This window comes from Leucobacter sp. Psy1 (assembly GCF_020096995.1).
In the GTDB taxonomy this organism is placed as follows: Bacteria; Actinomycetota; Actinomycetes; order Actinomycetales; family Microbacteriaceae; genus Leucobacter.
In genome coordinates this window covers 1614502-1631145 of record NZ_CP083692.1, presented here as the reverse complement: position 1 = coordinate 1631145, position 16644 = coordinate 1614502, and the positions used below count along the sequence as shown (strand labels likewise).

Here is a 16644-nt window from a genome sequence, read left to right as displayed (position 1 = left end):
CCATTCCGTTGACGATTGATACAACTATCCACCATTGCGGGTTGGACCCAAAGACGCAAGTTGGGCCCCCGGCGCATCTGCCGGGGGCCCAACGGGATTCAGGAGCAGAACGGGCGCGCTACACGCTGCGCAAGGCCTCGCTGATCGGGGTGTCTCCGTCGTTGAAGCGGATGGTCCGGCGGATGGTCAGAGGCTCAGCAAGTGCGCCGCGGATCACCGCGGCCACATTCGCCCGCGACACCTGGGTCGCCTCCGAGGCATCGACGTCGATCGTTCCGCTCGGCTCGTCGTGCGTCAGTCCGCTCGGGCCGAGCACCGTCCACTCGAGTCGGGATGCCCTGAGGTGCTCGTCCGCCTGGGCCTTCGATTCGGCGTAGGCGAAGAATGAGTTCTCGGGATCGATGCCGTGCTCAGTGCTCGCACCGAAGTAGGAGACCATGATGAAGCGTTCGACTCCCGCGCTGACGGTGGCGTCGACGGTCCGGATCGCGGCGTCCCGGTCGACGGCGTAGGTGCGAGCGGGGTTTCCGCCGCCGGCGCCTGCCGACCAGACCACTGCGTCATGCTCGGCGACGAGCGCCGCGATCTCGTCTGTGCCGAGCTGCTCGACATCCGCCACCAGCGCTTCCGCGCCGAGGCCGGTGACCGTCTCCGCGTGATCGGGGTTCCTGATGACGGAGGTCACCCGGTCGCCCTGCTCGACGAGCAGAGTGGTCAGGTGTCGTGCGATGTGTCCGTGTCCGCCGATGATGATGATGCGTGCCATGTGCCGAGCCTACGTCCTCGGTGCCCGGCGACGGCTGAGCATTGACTCCGTCTTGCTGAGGGCGTAATGTGTAACCAAATGGTTGTAGAACAGTTGACCGACGCACAGGCCGACCGGATCTTCCGGGCACTGGCCGACGCGACGCGCCGGGACATCGTGAGCCGCACGCTGCGTGCTGAGGCGACGGTCTCCGAGCTCGCCGCGGACTACGACATGTCGTTCGCGGCAGTGCAGAAGCACGTCAGCGTTCTCGAGGCCGCTGATCTCGTGAGGAAGACCCCCAGGGGGCGCGAACGCATCGTCTCCGCGGCACCCGAGACGCTCCAGCGCACCCGGGAGCTCCTCGGGGCATTCGAGACGCTGTGGCGCGGCCGGATCGACCGCCTCGACGATCTCCTCGGCTCCGACGCAGCACCTCCACCCCCGAAGTAAGGAATGATCATGCCCGTCACCGACGTTTCCATCGACACCTCAGCGCTGACGCTCACGGTGATCGCGGACTTCAGCGCCCCGGTTCCCCGCTTGTGGGACGCGTACACGGATCCCCGGCAGATCGAGCGGTTCTGGGGGCCTCCCGGATACCCTGCCACGTTCGTCCGTCACGACGGATTCGCCGGCGGTCGCACCGAGTACTTCATGACCAGCCCCGAGGGCGAGCGATTCAACGGGTACTGGGAGTGGGTCGCCGTCAACGCACCGCACTCATTCGAAGTGCGCGACGGTTTTGCCGACGCTGATGGACGGCCCGATACAGCGCTGCCGACGACGCGAATGGTCTTCGATTTCACCGCGACCGCCCTCGGCACCCGCGTCACCACCACGAGCCACTTCGGTTCGCTCGAGGATCTCGAGCAGCTGCGTTCCATGGGAATGGACGAGGGCCTGCGTCTCGCGATGGGCCAGATCGATGGGGTGCTCGCCGACCTCTCGGCCTACGCCGCCGGGGTCCCGGCCTCCCTCCAGCGGCTCGGTGACACCCGCGCCCGGGTCTCCCGCGTCATCCGCGGCGATGTCGATACCGTGTGGAGGGCTCACCACGACGCAGAGCTTCTGCGGCGCTGGCTGCTCGGGCCGGACGGATGGACGATGCCCGTGTGCGAACCCGGTGAGCAGGTCGGCGAGCGGTACCGATACGAGTGGGAAAGCGCAGGCGACGGTCAGCGCTTCGGCTTCACGGGAGAGGTGCTCGAGTCGGAGCCGCCGCGGCGCTCGGTAACGACAGAGGCCATGACGACGGCTGATGATCCGAATGCGGATGCCAGTCCCTCCACCCGCAATGAACTGACGCTCTCACCGGTCGCCGGCGGGACGCTCCTCACGCTGGTCATCACTTACCCAACGGAGGAACTGCGCGAGCAGATTCTCGCGACCGGGATGGTGGACGGCATGGAGGCCAGCTACGCCCGTCTCGAACTGATGACGGGCGCGCCGGCCTCTCACGCGTAACCTGGATTGACTCCGGTTTACTCCTCCGGCGGCATCAGGACGCTGTCGACCAGGTAGACGGTCGCGTTCGCCGTCTGCACGCCACCGCAGACCACGTTGGCGTCGTTCACCATGAGCTCGTCGCCCTCACCGGTAACCTCGACCATCTGACCCTCGACGGTCTCGTGCTCACCGGCGATGTCGGCCGGCGCGATCTGCCCGGGCACCACGTGGTACGTGAGGATCTTCGTCAGCAGGTCGCTGTCGGTCTTCAGGGTGTCGATCGTGCCTTCGTCGATCTTCGCGAACGCGTCGTCGACCGGCGCGAAGACCGTGAACTCGTCACCGTTGAGGGTGTCGACGAGGTTCACGTCGGGGTTCAGCTCACCGCTGACGGCGGATACGAGCGTGGTGAGCATCGGGTTGTTCGATGCGGCGACCGCAACCGGATCCTGCGCCATGCCCTGGATCGAGCCGTCGCCGTCCGGAACCTGCTCCGCGTACATCTCGCAACCGGGGCCCACGAGGTTCGCCGCCGGATCCATCTCCTCCGTCTGCGTCTCCTGGGGCGCGGTGTCTTCCGACATGCTGTCATCGGACGCGGAATCGCTCCCGGTCGAGCAGCCGGCGAGGACGAGGGCCCCCGCGAAGGTCACTGCGAATGCGGCACCGAGCTTCTTCTTCTGTGCGAACATGATGTCCTCCTTGCCATCTGGAACCACTCTGATCGGTGGTCTTTTGGAACCACGCTGGTCGGTGGTCTGCTGGGTCATTCGGAGGGGGGCGCGAATCGGATGGGAACTTTCTCAAAGTTTTTTTCGTGGCTTCGGTGACCAATCCGTTACCTCCCGCTCTCCGAATGACCGGGTGACAGAGGGAGAACACTATGGACATCGTCTTGATCGGGCTGCTCGGCGGTCTCGTCACTGGCTTCGTACCGTGCATTCTTGCTGTGCTCCGCGTGATCCTCTTGCCGGCGGGCGCCGGATCGGGGGCGTTGGGAGTCCTTCTGCCTAAGGGTGTCGAGGCGTACTCGTTCACCTTCGGGTAACGACACGTCAGGGAACGGTGTTTCGCAGAGAACAATCGAGGAGGTGATAGGGCATGCTAGTACATATGGTGATTGATGGCGTCGAGGTCCCCGAAGACGGGGACGGGTACGACCCGCTGACGCTCCTGCTGCTCGAGTCCGCTCGCGGCGACCAGCGCGCGTTCGCGGAGTTCTACGATTTGCTGGCGCCTCGGGTCTTCGGTCTCATCCTTCGCGTGCTCGTTGACCGGTCGCAGAGCGAGGAGGTGCTGCAGGAGGTCTTCTTCGAGATCTGGCAGACCTCGGGCACGTTCAACGCGGACCGTGGCGGTGCGCGGACGTGGGTGATGACTATGGCGCATCGTCGCGCGGTCGATCGGGTGCGATCGGCGCAAGCAAGTACCGGCCGCGACGAGCGGATCGGTGTACGTGACGCACACAGCCAGCCGGACTCGGTCGACGAGCTCGCTCAGATCCGGATCGACGGTGGGCGCGCGACGCGGGCTCTTTCGGAACTGCCCGAAGCCCAGCGCGAACCACTCATCCTCGCCTATTTCGGAGGATATAGTCAGCGCGAAATCGCGGTACTGGTCGATGCCCCGCTCGGCACGGTGAAGACTCGCATGCGAGATGGGTTAACGAAACTGCGACGAGTGATGGAGGTGGAACGATGAATCAGCAGGAGTTCAGGGAGCTCTCGGCGGCGTACGCCATCGACGCGCTCGAGACCGATGATGAGCTGCGGTTCGTCGAAGCCCTCGCGGCGCACCCCGAGTGGCGGTGGGCCGTCGATGAGGATCGGCGGACGGCAGCAGAGCTTGCCGAGTCCGTCGCTCCGGTCACCCCGCCGCAGTACGTGAAGCAGGCGCTGTTCGAGGCGATCAGTGCGCCGACCGGTACTCAGTCGGCCGGTCATCCGTCGACGACGCAGGGCGCCGATCAGGCACCCGACCAGCACGCCGAAGAATCCGACGGTGACGAAGATGAGGAGGCGGAGTCCGACGAACGCCCCTCCACCCGTCGCCGTCGTGCAGGAGCGTTCGCGCTGGCGGCGTCGCTGCTCGTCATCGTCGGCATCGGCGTCGGACCGTGGATCGCGGACACGATTTCGCCTCCCTCAGCCGAGCAGCAGGCACTCGAGCGGGTCGAAGGCGCTTCGGACGCCGAGTCCGCGTCCGCCGAGCTCACCGGTGGCGGAACGGCGACAGCTCACTGGTCGGCCGAGCTCGGCAGTGCCGTTCTCGAGGTCACCGGGCTGCCGGAACTCTCAGAGGCGGAGACCTACGAGCTCTGGTACGTGCGCGGTGAGACTCCCGTGTCCGCCGGCACCTTCACGCCCGACGATGATCAGGCGGTTGCAGTGCTCGACGGGAGTATGTCAGCGGGCGATCTCATCGCGGTCACCGTCGAGCCCGCGGGCGGCTCTCCAACGGGCGCCCCCACGACCGACCCGTTGTTCGCCATCGCGACCGCCTGACGTCGCCTGTTCGCGCGCCGACGATACGTTACAGTTCTTCCATGTCGAAACCCATGGGCCGCCCTCGGACAGCCGGCGTGAAGGCCGCCCTGATCGCGGCAGCCGAGGAGATCCTGCTCGAGTCGGGCTTCCACGCCCTCTCCATCAACGCGGTCGTTGTCCGGGCGCAGACGACCCGGCCATCTTTCTACCGCAGGTACGAGGGCGGGATCGCCGAGCTGCTGCTCGACATGCTCGAAATGCGCTACGGGTCGAACCTGCACGTTCCCGATTCCGGCTCCCTCGATGCGGACCTGCTTGCGATCCAGCGCGAACAGGTCCGCATGTTCAGCGATCCGCTGCTGCAGCGCTGCCTCCCGGGCTTCCTCGATGCGCTGCGCACCGACGACGAGCTGTGCCATCGCTTCGTTGAGGAGTTCTTCCAGCTCAGGCGCACCGCGATGAAGGACGTCATCGGACGTGCAGTCATGCGGGGAGAAATCCCGATTCCCCGCGACCTGGAGTGGATCTGCGACCTGCTCACAGCACCGCTCTCCGTGCGGGCCACGTACCCGTCGCTCGACCCCATCAGCGACGAGACCGCGGTCGCCACCACGCGGGTCGCGCTGGCTGAACTCCAATGGAGCGGTGCGTCGAACTTCGGTGCGCCCTGAGAGACTCGAACTCCCGACCCTCTCGGTGTAAACGAGATGCTCTAACCAACTGAGCTAAGGGCGCGCGACGCGGATCGGTGCCGCGACCCGTACATCCTATGGGACGACGGGCCGCGCCACCGAATCGCACCCTCAGCTGAGCTGCTGCAGCGCCTCGCGGTAGGCGCCCAGATCACGAGCCTCGCCCGGGGCGGTCGCGAACGATGCGGCGACGACCCCGTCGCGGCCGATGAGCACCGTCGCGCGCGTGGCGATGCCCGCCTCCTCGATGAAGACACCGTACTCCTGAGCGACGGCGCCGTGCGGCCAGAAGTCCGAGAGGATCGAGAACTCGAAGCCCTCCTGATCCGCCCAGGCCTTGAGCGTGAAGACCGAGTCGATCGAGATGCCGACGAGACGCACCTTCGCGTCGTCGAAGATCGCGATGTTGTCGCGCAGCTCGCAGAGCTCGCCCTGGCAGATGCCAGAGAACGCGAAGGGGAAGAAGACGAGCGCGACGGGGCCGTCGGCGACGAGTTCGCTCAGGGTGAGCTCGGTGCCGTTCTGATCCGACAGCGTGAAGTCTGGGGCCTGGGTACCGGGTGCGATGACCATACTGCTCCTTTGCGGGCGCGCTCGGCGCCGTTCGGGTGGGTGACGGGGCCGGTCGGCCCCGATCCCAGCCTATGACCTAGAACAGGGTGGGCGCGCCAGGGACCATGTCCGGTCGTTCCGTCGGGGCGGAGGCGCGGCGCCCCGTTCGGCCGCCCGCACCGGGACGCCGCTCGAGCCCGTACTTCCTGAGCAGCGGCCGGATTCGTCCGGCGAGATCGCCCCGGTACTCGCGCGGGGCCTGACTCGCAGCTCCGGGATAGAGCGCTCGGTACCGGGGCACGAGCGAGCGATCATACTGCTCCAGCCACTCGAAGAACCAGGGTTTCACGTGGGTCCTCAGGTGGAGCGCTCCGTAGACAACGGAGCGCGCTCCGGCCTCGCTGATGTCGCGCAGCAACCGATCGAGCTGCTCCGGCTCATCGGTGAGGCCCGGCAGGATCGGCATGGCGAAGACATCGCACTCGAGCCCCGCCGCCGTCGCGGCGGCCACGGTCTCCAGTCGCGCCCGCGTCGTCGGTGTACCGGGCTCGACCGATTGCTGTAGATCGTCGTCGCCGATGGCGATCGACATCGCGAGGGAGACCGAAGTGCGCTCGCTCGCGTCCGCGAGCAGCGGGAGGTCTCGGCGGAGCAGGGTGCCCTTCGTGAGAATCGAGAGCGGCGTACGCGCCGTCGCGAGTGCACCGATGATCCCCGGCATCAGCCGGTACCGTCCCTCGGCCCGCTGATACGGGTCGGTATTCGTGCCGAGGGCAACGAGCTCGCCGGCCCAACTGGGACGCGACAACTCGCGCCCCAGTACCTCAGCGACGTTGGTCTTGACCACGATCTGGGAGTCGAAGTCGCGTCCCGCATCCATGTCGAGATACCGGTGCGAGCCGCGGGCGAAGCAGTACACGCAGGCGTGCGAGCACCCGCGGTACGGGTTCACCGTCCAGCTGAACGGCATCGAGGATGACGCCGGCACGCGGTTCAGGGCGCTCTTCGCGAGCACCTCGTGGAAGACCACGCCGGCGAACTCCGGGGTACGCACGGATCGCAGATGCCCCGGCATCGCCGCGAGCACCCCGCGTTCCATTCCGGGCAACACACTCGCATCCGCACTCCCAGCATCGCCCGACACTCGCTGTCCGTCCCACCTCATGCAAGTATTCGAACATATGTTCGGTTCCCTGTCCAGTCATGGGGACGCGGCGCGAGCACCGCAACCCCATCGACGGGTCCTCGTCCGCCCCGTAGCGTGGGCTCTCAGGTCGCCACGGTGGCAGCCGGGAACAGGAGGAGGGACCTATGCGCGTGGTCGTGGTCGGAGCAACCGGGAATCTCGGAACGGCGGTGCTGCGGGCGCTCCATGACACAGCGGAGGTGACCTCGATCGTAGGGATCGCCAGAAGGCGGCCCGACACCGGCTCTGCACCATACCGCGACGCGGAGTGGCTCAGCATCGACATCGCAGCCGCGAGCACGGCGTCAGCTGCGCATCGGGACCTCGTGGAGGCATTCGCAGGTGCCGACGCGGTCATCCACCTCGCCTGGCTGATCCAACCCAACCGGGACCGGGAGCTCCTCCGGCGTGTGAACGTAGCGGGCACCGAGCGGGTCGCTCGTGCGGCGGCAGCGGCAACCGTTCCGAGACTCGTGGTCGCATCCTCGGTCGGGGCATACTCCGCCGACAGCGGAGACGCGTTCCGCGATGAGACGTGGCCGACCAAGGGCATCCCCTCCGCGCACTACAGCGTCGACAAGGCCGCACAAGAACGGGTCCTCGACGCCGTCGAGGCGGAGTTCCCTGAGATGAGCATCACCAGGCTCCGCCCGGCGCTCGTCTTCCAGTCGGATGCCGCCTCCGAGGTGCAGCGCCTTTTCCTCGGCGCATGGGCGGGCGTGCTGCGCCTCGCGACTCCGCCTGCGCTGCCGATACCGCGCGACCTCCGGCAGATCCAGGCAGTCCACGCCGACGACGTCGGCCGCGCCTTCGCCGCAGCGGTGACGCGGGATGTCAGCGGAGCCTTCAACATCGCCGCCGACGACGTGCTCGGCCATCACGAGCTCGCGCGGATCCTGGATCACGGGCGCGTACTCCCCCTCCCGACAGCTGCAGTGCGGGCCACCATGGTGGCCGCGCACCGGCTCCGGATCCTCGCCGCCGACGCCGGCTGGCTCGACATGGGCCTCGGCGCGCCACTCATGGACACCGGCCGTGCACGCACCGAACTGGACTGGACCCCTCGGATCACCGCTGTCGATGCGCTCACCGAACTCGTCAACGCACTCCGCGCGGGGGCAGGCGGCGACTCGGCACCGTTGCGTCCGCGCACGACCCACGACCGGACCCGCCACGCGTCCCTCTACGGCGTTGACGGGCGCAGCGGCCGGGCTCGGCTCGAAGCCTCGACCATCGATGCGGACCTCCTCGGCATATACCTCTCCGATCACCTGACGGGTGCCACGGCGGGCGCTGCGCGGGCAGAGCGCATGAGCGCCGACACCATCGACACTCCGCTCTACGGCCGCCTCTCGGAGACGGCGCAAGAGATCCGACTCGAACGGGCATTGCTCAAGCGGGTGATCGCCGATCTCGGCCTGCGGAGACGGAGGCACCGCCAAGCCGCTGCCTGGCTGGGAGAACGCCTCGGGAGGCTCAAGACGAACGGAGCCATCGTGCGGCGCTCGCCGCTGACGCTCGTGCTCGAGGCCGAGCTCATGCGCAGCGCGGTACTCGCGAAGCTCGGCATGTGGCGAGTCTTGGAGGAGCTCGCGCCCGAACTCGGCTGGGAACCAGAGGTCTTCACCAGCCTGGTTTCGCGCGCGGAAGCGCAGGCTGAGGCGTACAGCGCGACGCACGAGTACGCGAGACGACGGGCGTTCCTGACCGACCGCGACGTCTTCCCCGGGTGAACGGGGGCCCGGCGCAACCCCCTTGCCGTCCATCGCCCCGCACCCGAGGCTGGAGGACCGTGCACCGCAACACCCCATCTCGAGGAGGCACTCAGTGCGAGCACTCACCTGGCAAGGCAAGCGCAAGGTCAGCGTCGAAACCGTCCCGGATCCGGTACTGGAACAGCCGGACGACGCCATCGTGCAGATCACATCTACCGCCATCTGCGGATCCGATCTCCACCTGTACGAGGTGCTCGGTCCGTTCATGGACGCGGGAGACATCATCGGACACGAACCCATGGGAGTGGTGGTCGAGGCCGGCCCGCAGGCTGGCGTACGCGTCGGCGATCGCGTCGTCGTCCCGTTCAACATCTCGTGCGGGCACTGCTGGATGTGTTCCCGCGGTTTGCAGTCGCAGTGCGAGACCACGCAGGTGCGGGAGTACGGCTCGGGCGCCGCGCTCCTCGGGTATTCCAGGCTCTACGGTTCGGTGCCCGGCGGTCAGGCCGAGTTCCTCCGCGTGCCTCACGCCGGATACGGACTGATCCCCGTCGGCGGCGACCTCCCCGACCACAGGTACCTCTTCCTCAGCGACATCCTGCCGACGGCGTGGCAGGCGGTCCAGTACGCGGGAACGCGCGCGGATGAGTCGCTCGCGGTGGTCGGACTCGGACCGGTCGGGCAGCTGTGCGCGCGGATCGGCGTGCACCTGGGTGCCAGGGTCTTCGGGATCGATCCCGTTCCGGAGCGACGCGCTATGGCGGCCAGGCACGGGGTCGAGGTCTTCGACGAAGGTGATGCCACGGCGGAGGCGATCAGGGACCTGACCGATGGACGAGGACCCGACTCCGTGGTGGACGCCGTCGGCATGGAGGCTCACGGGTCGCCCGTCGGCAAACTCGCCCACCAGGTCACGGCGCTCATGCCCGATGCGGTGGGACGGAAGCTCATGGAGACCGCTGGAACCGACCGCCTCGCCGCGCTCCATTCGGCCATCGACCTGGTGCGACGAGGTGGCACCCTTTCCCTCAGTGGGGTATACGGCGGGCAGGCCAGCCCGATGCCGCTCCTCAGTCTGTTCGACAAGCAGGTCCAGATGCGCATGGGCCAGTGCAATGTGAAGTCATGGATCTCTGATCTCCTCCCGCTCGTCGAGGATTCCGCCGATCCGCTCGGCATCGACGATCTCGTCACCCATCGGCTGCCCCTCGAGGATGCACCCCTGGGATACGAGCTGTTCCAGGGGAAGACCGATGGCTGCATCAAGGTCGTCCTTGACCCGAGTCTCGCCTCCGCGGACGGTGATCCCACCGGCGCGTGAATCCTTCGGCCGCTCCGCAACGCCCCGCGGTGCGGAGCGGCCGAGTTGTTCGCTAGTCTGGGACTGCTCGCGAACCCGCGGGCACCGACGTGCTGCCCGTCGACGGACCCATCCACCGCCGCAGCTCAGGCAGTACGGACCATGTGAGGAGCAACGAACGTGGCTGTGAACACGCAGGATCCCTACGCACCGGATCACGACGACCAGGACCCCCAGGAGACCGCCGAGTGGCGTGAGTCGCTCGACGCCGTCGTCGAGGAGCGCGGGCCGGGTCGCGGCCGCGACATCATGACGAGCCTGCTCGCCCGCTCGCGCGAGCTGCACCTCAGCGTGCCGCAGGTTCCGACCACTGACTACGTCAATACGATCGCATCGTCGAACGAGCCGGAGTTCCCCGGCAACGAAGAACTCGAGCGCAAGTACCGCAGCTGGATCCGCTGGAACGCCGCGATGACGGTGCACCGCGCGCAGCGCCCCGACATCGCCGTGGGCGGGCACATCTCGAGCTACGCCTCCGCAGCCTCGCTGTACGAGATCGGCTTCAACCACTTCTTCCGGGGTCAGGATCACCCCGGCGGAGGCGACCAGATCTTCTTCCAGGGCCACGCCTCGCCCGGCATGTACGCGCGAGCGTTCCTCGAGGGCCGCCTCTCCGAGGACGATCTCGACGGCTTCCGGCAGGAGAAGTCGCACCAGGGCGGCGGACTCCCGAGCTACCCGCACCCGCGTCTGCTGCCCGAGTTCTGGCAGTTCCCGACGGTCTCGATGGGCATCGGCCCGATCAACGCGATTTACCAGGCCCAGGCGAACAAGTACCTCACGAATCGCGGGATCAAGGACTGCTCGGACCAGCACGTGTGGGCGTTCCTCGGCGACGGCGAGATGGACGAGGTCGAGAGCCGCGGGCAGCTCCAGGTCGCCGCGAACGAGGGCCTCGACAACCTCACCTTCGTGATCAACTGCAACCTGCAGCGCCTCGACGGCCCCGTGCGCGGCAACGGCAAGATCATCCAGGAACTGGAGAGCTACTTCCGCGGCGCAGGCTGGAACGTCATCAAGGTCGTGTGGGGTCGCGAGTGGGATGACCTCCTCGAGCGCGATCAGGACGGCGCACTCCTCAACCTCATGAACACCACTCCTGACGGCGACTTCCAGACCTACAAGGCGGAATCCGGAGCGTTCGTGCGGGAGCACTTCTTCGGTCGCGACGAGCGGGCGGCAAAGCTGGTCGAGGACTACAGCGACGAGGAGATCTGGGGCCTCCGTCGTGGTGGCCACGATTACCGCAAGGTCTACTCGGCGTTCAAGGCTGCTACCGAGCACAAGGGCCGCCCCACCGTCATTCTCGCGAAGACGATCAAGGGATACGGTCTCGGCCCGCACTTCGAGGGACGCAACGCGACCCACCAGATGAAGAAGATGACGCTCGAGGATCTCAAGCAGTTCCGCGATCAGATGCACATCCCGATCAGCGATGAGCAGCTCGAGGAGAACCCCTACCTTCCGCCCTACTACCACCCGGGCGAGGACGACGAGGCGATCAAGTACATCCACGAACGCCGTCGCGAGCTCGGCGGCTACCTGCCCGAGCGCCGCACGAAGCACACCGACCTCGCGGTCCCCGCGGACAAGAGCTACGCCATCGCGAAGAAGGGCTCCGGCCAGCAGGAAGCGGCGACCACCATGGTCTTCGTCCGCCTGCTGAAAGACCTCATGCGCGATCAGAGCTTCGGCCCGCGGTTCGTGCCGATCATCCCGGACGAGGCCCGCACGTTCGGCATGGACTCGTACTTCCCGACGTCGAAGATCTACAACCCGCACGGCCAGAACTACACCTCGGTCGACCGTGACCTGCTGCTCGCTTACAAGGAGAGCCCGCAGGGCGTCCTCCTGCACGTGGGCATCAACGAGGCAGGCGCGACCGCCGCGTTCACCGCGATCGGCACCTCCTACTCCACGCAGGGCGAGCCGCTGATCCCGGTCTACATCTTCTACTCGATGTTCGGCTTCCAGCGCACCGCCGACGCGATCTGGGCGGCCGGCGACCAGATGGCGCGCGGCTTCCTGATCGGTGCGACCGCCGGCCGCACCACGCTGACCGGCGAGGGGCTGCAGCACGCCGATGGCCACTCGCTCGCTCTTGCCTCGACGAACCCTGCGGTGCTCGCGTACGACCCGGCCTACGGCTACGAGATCGGCCACATCATGCGCTCCGGCATCGAGCGGATGTACGGCGGTGAGCACGAGGATCCGAACGTGATGTACTACGTCACGGTCTACAACGAACCGATTCTGCACCCCGCGGAGCCTGAGGATGTCGACGTCGAGGGCATCGTTCGCGGCATCCACCTCGTCAGCCCCGCCGGCGAAGGCTCGCACCGTGCGCAGATCCTCGCATCCGGCGTCGCCGTACCGTGGGCGCGCGAGGCGCAGCAGCTCCTCGCCGACGACTGGGACGTTGCAGCGGACGTGTGGAGCGTGACCAGCTGGGGCGAGCTTCGCCGCGACGGAGTCGAGGCCGAGCGTCACAACTTCCTCCACCCCGAGGAGCCGGCCCGCACGCCGTACCTGGCAGAGCGTCTCGAGGGCGCCGAGGGTCCGATCGTCGCGGTGAGCGACTGGGCGACCCAGGTTCCCGACCTGATCCGCCCCTACGTTCCCGGAGACTACACCGTGCTCGGAGCCGACGGCTTCGGATTCTCCGACACTCGCGCTGCGGCGCGGCGCTACTTCTCGATCGACCGCGAGTCCGTGGTGGTCCGAGTGCTCCAGCGTCTCGCAGCGCAGGGCGAGATCGACGCCGATGTGCCCCGGAAGGCCGCTGAGAAGTACCGTCTGCTCGACGTGAATGCCGGTTCGACCGGTGGCGCGGGCGGGGACGCGTAAGGCGGTCGCCGGCGTCTATGGCCCAGGAGAAGGAGCAGGAGCTCAACTGGCTACGACTCATCTCGGGTGAGCTCGCCACTCAGACGGTGGCGCGACTCGAGGCGACGCTGCCCTGGTACAGCGACATGCCACCAGGGCGGCGCTCCGCCGTCGGTCTCGTCGCGCAGACGGGTATCAGCTCGTTCATCCAGTGGTACGAGGATCCGACCTCCACGCCCTGGATCGCCTCGGACGTCTTCAGTTCGGCGCCGCGCGAGCTCTTGCGATCCATCAGCCTGCAAGAGACGCTGCAGCTGATTCGCGTCGTCGTCTCCGTCGTCGAGGAGCGCGTCGCCACCCGGAGCGAAGCGCTCCGTGAGGCGATCCTCCACTACTCCCGCGATGTCGCCTTCGCCGCTGCGGACGTCTACGCCCGCGCGGCCGAGGCGCGGGGACTCTGGGATGCGCGTCTCGAAGCGCTGGTGGTGGACTCGATCCTGACCGGAGAGTCCGATGACGAGCTGCCGAGTCGGATCGCCGCCCTCGGATGGCACGGCCACGGCGAGGCGGCGGTGCTCGTCGGCACCTCGGAGCGCGTCGTCGACGTGGACCAGTTGCGCCGGACAGCGCGACACGCCGGTGCGGACGTGCTCATCGGCCTGCAGGGCACCCGACTGGTGCTCGTTCTCGGGCGCATGGAGCTGCCGCAGCGCGACACGAGCGCGCCCGCCCAGGAACCGCTCGACTTTCCCGACATCGCGGCGCGACTCGCCGAGGGGTTTTCGGACGGTCCGCTCGTTCTCGGCCCGACGGTCCCGAACCTCGTGTCGGCTTCGCGCAGCGCCAGGGCGGCGCTCGCGGGGGTGGCGGTGGCCAGGTCCTGGCGACGCGCGACCCGGCCCGTGCTGGCCGACGACCTGCTCCCCGAGCGCGCGCTCGCGGGCGACGGGCTCGCCAGGCGCAGCCTCATCGAGCAGATCTACGAGCCGCTTCAGGAGCAGCCGCGCGAGCTGCTCGAAACGCTCTGGTGCTATCTCGACAACGGCCGCTCCCTGGAGGCCACGGCCCGCGAGCTCTTCGTGCATCCGAACACCGTGAGATACCGACTGAAGAAGGTCACCGACCTCATCGGCTGGAACGCGACAGGCGCCCGCGAGGCACTGATTCTGCAGGCGGCGCTCATCGTCGGTTCGATAGCCGAGCACGGGGTGAAGCGCGGTCCGCAGCGCCCGAAATCCTGACCGATTTCACGATTCCTCCAACGATCGGACGAATTTGTGGTGCCGCATATGCAGGGATTCGGGTGTCGATCTGAGAAACTGGAAGACGTGATTGTCATCGCCTGCCCTGGACAGGGCTCACAGACCCCCGGATTCCTGCACCCGTGGCTCGAGGACTCGGCGTCGCGCACGTTCCTCGGCGAGGCGTCAGAGCGCATCGGTATCGACCTGGTCACGCACGGCACGGAGAGTGACGCGGAGACGATCCGCGACACCTCCGTTGCACAGCCGTTGATCGTCGCCGCGAGCCTGCTGGCTTGGCGTGCACTCGGTGGCCGCGCTTCCCTCGATGCTGTCGGTGTTGCCGGACACTCCGTCGGAGAGTTCGCCGCGGCTGCGGCCGCAGGGGTGCTGCAGGAGAACGACGCGCTCGCGCTCGTGGCCACTCGAGGCAGGGCGATGGCCGAGGCAGCCGCGCTGACCGAGACGGGCATGGCCGCAGTCGTCGGCGGGACCGAATCCGACGTGCTCGAGAAGATCGCCGCGCACGGTCTCACCGCCGCGAACCGCAACGGTGGCGGGCAGATCGTGGCTGCGGGCGACCTCCCGGGCTTGGCGGCTCTCGGCGAGGACGCTCCCCGTGGCGCGCGGGTCATTCCGCTGCAGGTCGCCGGCGCCTTCCACACCGAGTACATGGCGTCGGCCGTACCCGTTCTCTCCGAGGCGGCGCAGTCCATCGAGACCCGGGACCCGGCACTTCCCCTGTGGACGAACGCTGATGGTTCGCGCGTCGACGACGGCGCTCGATTCCTCGAGCTCCTCGTGTCGCAGATCGCGAACCCGGTGCGCTGGGACGCCTGCATGGACAGCTTCCAGCAGTCCGGGATCACCGGGCTCATCGAACTCACCCCGGCCGGCGCGCTCACCGGTATCGCGAAGCGCGGCCTGCGCGGTGTCCCGACCGTCGCGGTGAAGACTCCTGAAGATCTGGACGCGGCGGCCTCGCTCATTGCCGACTCCGCGACCGCCTCGGAACAGTAAGGAACCGAACTATGCCCACGCTCGTTCAGCCCACCGGCCCGGCACACACCCGTATTCTCTCGGTCGGCGCCGCCAGGGGCGATCTCAACGTGCCGAACGATGATCTCGTCGGGCCCATCGACTCCTCCGACGAGTGGATCCGCCAGCGCACCGGCATCGTGCAGCGGCGCCGCGCGAGCGCTGAGATCGGTGCGGTCGACCTCGCCGTCGAGGCCGGCGCAGAGGCGATCGCGCGCAGCGGACTCGACCCCTCCGAGATCGACGGTCTCATCATCTCGACCATCTCCAATACCGTGGCGACGCCCTCGATGGCGTCGCTCGCGGCGCACCGACTCGGCCTCACCCCCGCCGCTGCCTTCGACATCTCCGCCGCTTGCGCCGGGTACGTGTACGGTGTCGGGCAGGCGGATGCGCTGGTCCGCGCCGGGGTGTGCCGGAACGTCCTCGTCATCGGCTCGGAGAAGATGAGCGACATGGTCGATCCGACCGATCGCAGCATCTCATTCCTGCTCGGAGACGGCGCAGGAGCCGTCGTCGTCGGGGCGAGCGATCACACCGGTATCGGACCGACGCTGTGGGGCTCCGATGGGGAGAAGTGGGACACCATCCGGATGACCCACACGTTCCGCGAGGTGCGCGACTCCCCTGCCGACGTCGCGTGGCCCACGCTGCGACAGGACGGCCAGACGGTGTTCCGCTGGGCCGTCTGGGAGATGGCGAAGATCGCGCGGCAGACGCTCGAAGCGTCCGGGGTGCGACCCGACGAGCTGGCCGCTTTCATCCCGCACCAGGCGAACATGCGCATCATCGACGAGTTCGCGAAGCAGCTGAAGCTTCCCGAGACCGTCGCGATCGCCCGCGATATCGAGCTGCAGGGCAATACCTCGGCGGCCTCGATCCCGCTCGCGATGCACCGTCTGCTCGCCGACGACCCGAGCCTGTCGGGCGGTCTCGCGCTGCAGATCGGCTTCGGTGCCGGACTCGTCTACGGCGCTCAGGTCGTCGAGTTGCCGTAGCTATGGCATGATCGTTTGAGATTTCATTGACCCGAACCACAACACAAGGAGAATCACACATGGCATACAGCAACGAAGAGGTCCTCGCGGGTCTCGCGGAGCTCATCAACGACGAGACCGGGATCGCGACCGACGTCGTCGCTCTCGACAAGTCGTTCACCGACGACCTCGACATCGACTCGATCTCGATGATGACCATCGTCGTCAACGCCGAGGAGAAGTTCGACGTGAAGATCCCCGACGAAGAGGTCAAGAACCTCAAGACCGTCGGTGACGCAGTCGACTTCATTCAGAAGGCCCAGGCCTAATCGCGGTGGGAGGGCCGTGCGCTCTCCCACCCACCCCCTCAGACTTTG

16 protein-coding genes and 1 tRNA gene are annotated in these 16644 nt (G+C 67.4%); 12 read left to right on the top strand and 5 right to left on the bottom strand.

Annotated elements, in window-relative coordinates; translation table 11 throughout:
- Nucleotides 1–118: 118 nt before the first annotated feature.
- Nucleotides 119–766 carry an SDR family oxidoreductase gene (locus tag K8P10_RS07640; protein WP_224778362.1) on the bottom strand — a complete coding sequence of 216 codons (648 nt, stop codon included), beginning with the start codon at nucleotides 764–766 and terminating at the stop codon, nucleotides 119–121.
- Nucleotides 767–844: 78 nt separating this feature from the next.
- On the opposite strand from K8P10_RS07640, the gene K8P10_RS07635 reads away from it, so the two are divergent.
- Together K8P10_RS07635 and K8P10_RS07630 are read left to right on the top strand one after the other, a co-directional pair.
- Nucleotides 845–1198 (top strand): helix-turn-helix transcriptional regulator, encoded by a 354-nt coding sequence (locus K8P10_RS07635; protein ID WP_224778361.1) that lies wholly within the window; start codon nucleotides 845–847, stop codon nucleotides 1196–1198.
- Nucleotides 1199–1207: 9 nt separating this feature from the next.
- Nucleotides 1208–2212 carry an SRPBCC family protein gene (locus K8P10_RS07630; protein WP_224778360.1) on the top strand — a complete coding sequence of 335 codons (1005 nt, stop codon included), beginning with the start codon at nucleotides 1208–1210 and terminating at the stop codon, nucleotides 2210–2212.
- A gap of 17 nt (nucleotides 2213–2229) precedes the next feature.
- On the opposite strand, the gene K8P10_RS07625 is transcribed toward K8P10_RS07630, so the two are convergent.
- Nucleotides 2230–2886, bottom strand: coding sequence for a fasciclin domain-containing protein (locus K8P10_RS07625; protein WP_224778359.1), 657 nt, complete (start codon nucleotides 2884–2886; stop codon nucleotides 2230–2232).
- Between the two features lie 409 nt (nucleotides 2887–3295).
- On the opposite strand from K8P10_RS07625, the gene K8P10_RS07620 reads away from it, so the two are divergent.
- From K8P10_RS07620 to K8P10_RS07610, 3 genes are read left to right on the top strand one after another with little or no spacing between them, the layout of a single operon-like run.
- Entirely contained in the window at nucleotides 3296–3895 is a 600-nt protein-coding gene (locus K8P10_RS07620; RefSeq protein WP_224778358.1) for a sigma-70 family RNA polymerase sigma factor, read from the top strand.
- Nucleotides 3892–4698 (top strand): anti-sigma factor domain-containing protein, encoded by an 807-nt coding sequence (locus K8P10_RS07615; RefSeq protein WP_224778357.1) that lies wholly within the window; start codon nucleotides 3892–3894, stop codon nucleotides 4696–4698. The genes K8P10_RS07620 and K8P10_RS07615 overlap by 4 nt, the downstream gene beginning before the upstream one ends.
- Before the next feature lie 41 nt (nucleotides 4699–4739).
- On the top strand, nucleotides 4740–5351 hold the full coding sequence (locus K8P10_RS07610; RefSeq protein ID WP_224778356.1) for a TetR/AcrR family transcriptional regulator: 612 nt from the start codon (nucleotides 4740–4742) through the stop codon (nucleotides 5349–5351).
- Here the strand turns inward: K8P10_RS07610 and K8P10_RS07605 are convergent.
- The 3 genes from K8P10_RS07605 to K8P10_RS07595 all read right to left on the bottom strand — a co-directional run bounded on the left by K8P10_RS07605 (nucleotide 5342) and on the right by K8P10_RS07595 (nucleotide 7089).
- Nucleotides 5342–5415, bottom strand: a tRNA-Val gene (locus K8P10_RS07605). The two genes, K8P10_RS07610 and K8P10_RS07605, sit on opposite strands and share 10 nt — an antisense overlap.
- A 68-nt stretch (nucleotides 5416–5483) precedes the next feature.
- Complete coding sequence (locus K8P10_RS07600) at nucleotides 5484–5945, bottom strand: peroxiredoxin (RefSeq protein ID WP_224778355.1); 462 nt, start codon at nucleotides 5943–5945, stop codon at nucleotides 5484–5486.
- A gap of 76 nt (nucleotides 5946–6021) precedes the next feature.
- Nucleotides 6022–7089, bottom strand: coding sequence for an Rv2578c family radical SAM protein (locus K8P10_RS07595; protein ID WP_224778354.1), 1068 nt, complete (start codon nucleotides 7087–7089; stop codon nucleotides 6022–6024).
- A gap of 146 nt (nucleotides 7090–7235) precedes the next feature.
- Between K8P10_RS07595 and K8P10_RS07590 the strand changes: the two genes are divergently transcribed.
- The 7 genes from K8P10_RS07590 (at nucleotide 7236) to K8P10_RS07560 (ending at nucleotide 16596) form a co-directional block, all read left to right on the top strand.
- Nucleotides 7236–8843: an NAD-dependent epimerase/dehydratase family protein gene (locus tag K8P10_RS07590; protein WP_224781192.1), complete on the top strand. Its 1608-nt coding sequence runs from the start codon at nucleotides 7236–7238 to the stop codon at nucleotides 8841–8843.
- Nucleotides 8844–8937: 94 nt separating this feature from the next.
- On the top strand, nucleotides 8938–10146 hold the full coding sequence (locus K8P10_RS07585; protein ID WP_224781191.1) for an alcohol dehydrogenase catalytic domain-containing protein: 1209 nt from the start codon (nucleotides 8938–8940) through the stop codon (nucleotides 10144–10146).
- A 159-nt stretch (nucleotides 10147–10305) separates the two neighbouring features.
- On the top strand, nucleotides 10306–13032 hold the full coding sequence (gene aceE, locus K8P10_RS07580; protein WP_224781190.1) for a pyruvate dehydrogenase (acetyl-transferring), homodimeric type: 2727 nt from the start codon (nucleotides 10306–10308) through the stop codon (nucleotides 13030–13032).
- 17 nt (nucleotides 13033–13049) lie between these two features.
- Nucleotides 13050–14252 (top strand): CdaR family transcriptional regulator, encoded by a 1203-nt coding sequence (locus tag K8P10_RS07575; protein WP_224781189.1) that lies wholly within the window; start codon nucleotides 13050–13052, stop codon nucleotides 14250–14252.
- Nucleotides 14253–14339: 87 nt separating this feature from the next.
- Nucleotides 14340–15272 (top strand): ACP S-malonyltransferase, encoded by a 933-nt coding sequence (locus K8P10_RS07570; protein WP_224781188.1) that lies wholly within the window; start codon nucleotides 14340–14342, stop codon nucleotides 15270–15272.
- 11 nt (nucleotides 15273–15283) lie between these two features.
- Complete coding sequence (locus K8P10_RS07565) at nucleotides 15284–16288, top strand: beta-ketoacyl-ACP synthase III (protein ID WP_224781187.1); 1005 nt, start codon at nucleotides 15284–15286, stop codon at nucleotides 16286–16288.
- 59 nt (nucleotides 16289–16347) lie between these two features.
- Nucleotides 16348–16596 (top strand): acyl carrier protein, encoded by a 249-nt coding sequence (locus K8P10_RS07560; RefSeq protein WP_208238861.1) that lies wholly within the window; start codon nucleotides 16348–16350, stop codon nucleotides 16594–16596.
- Nucleotides 16597–16644 lie beyond the last annotated feature (48 nt).